We start from the raw sequence: 1,408 nt of genomic DNA, 5'->3' as shown, positions 1-1,408 counted from the left end.
GGGGAACGGTGCAGGCGGGTCGACCGGGGCTCCGGCCGGTGCGGTGGTAGCCGGCCCGGTCGCAGTGGATGCTGCGGTCGTGGCGGCCGCGCCGTCCTGCACGAACGGGGCCGGCCCCGCCTGCGCGAGGGCGACCTCCGTCGGGGGAGCGGTCGCGGCGGCCCGGCCGCCGTCCGCCGCCGGAGGGGACATCGGCCCCTCGTCCGGTGCGGTGGCGTCGCCCGGGGCCACCCCGCCGGCCGGGCCGGTGGCCTTGGTGGCGCTGCCGGTCGGGAGCAGCCCGTCCTGCTCCAGCAGCATGACCAGGTGCCGGTACAGCGGGCGGACGAGGTCCGCGTCGTCCAGTTCCAGTTCCGGGGCCGGAGCTGCGGCGTCGGTCGCAGCCCCGGTTGCGGCATGGGCCTTGCCCGCGCCCGGCGGGACGGGGTCGACGTCGGGGTCGTCGTCCGACCACCGCTCGTCAGAGGCCTCGTCCTCGTTCTCGTCCTCGTCGTCGAGGAAGCTGCGGTCGGCGGTGGGGCTGCCCCAGCCGCGGTCCACTGCCCACTGCCGCCACTCGTCCCGGCTCTCCCGCTGCTCCTCGGCGCTGCGCGAGTAGAAAGGACGCATCAGGCCGCTGGTCACGGAGGAGACCGACTGCGCGAACAGCTCCGCCCAGTCCATCGGACGTACCTCGTCGTCCTCCTCGTCCACGTTGGTCGCCACGCCGGCCTTGCGCAGGCGCAGTTCCAGGTCGATGCGCTGCTCGTGGGTCAGTTCGGAGACTGCGGACACGCGTCCGCCCTGGCCCAGCTCCTTGCGCAGCTCGTTGAGGTTGTCCAGGTACTCCTGGGTGATCTCGTCGGCCGAGGCGCGCTGGACCCCGCCGGTGACCATGCCGGTCTCCGGCGTCCAGGAGATGGGCGGCACGTACACGCCCGCGCTGCCGGTGTGGTCGCAGTCGGCCGGCGCGGGTTCGGGCGCGGCCGGTGCGGGTGCCGGTTCGGGTTCGGGGGCGGGCCGGGTCGGCTCGGGGGCTCCGGGCTCGCCGCGGAAGTACAGCTCCGCCCGGAGGGCCTCGATCTCCAGGGCGAGGCCGGCCGCGGTGTCCTCGGCGGGCAGGGCGCCGCCGTGCTGGTTCTGCTGCACGGCATGCGTCAGTTCGTGCGCGAGCAGCCCGCGGCCCCTGGTGCTCTCCAGGTCGCCGGCCTCCTTGGGCAGGAAGACGGCGCCGCCCTCGGTGAAGGCCCGGGCGGACATCTTGGCGGCGCGCTCGGATGCGGCCCGGCCCCGGTGCACGGGTACGGCGGACACGTCGACCCCGTACAGCCGCGCGAAGGCGGCGGCCATGTCGCGGGGGACGACGGCGGTCGCCTCGGGTTCGGTGGCGGGGCGGGACGGACCCGGCGGGGCCGTCCCGCCCCGCCAC

At 76.1% G+C, this 1,408-nt stretch carries 1 protein-coding gene; it reads right to left on the bottom strand.

The genetic code is table 11. The features are described 5' to 3' along the window. On the bottom strand, positions 1-1,408 hold a 1,408-nt coding region (locus EF918_RS35725), incomplete at both ends, for a DUF4157 domain-containing protein (RefSeq protein ID WP_148141357.1).

This window comes from Streptomyces sp. WAC06614, from assembly GCF_003949795.1.
GTDB lineage: Bacteria > Actinomycetota > Actinomycetes > Streptomycetales > Streptomycetaceae > Streptomyces.
The sequence above is the reverse complement of the archived record's forward strand: the minus strand, read 5'-3'. Positions and strand labels throughout refer to the sequence as shown.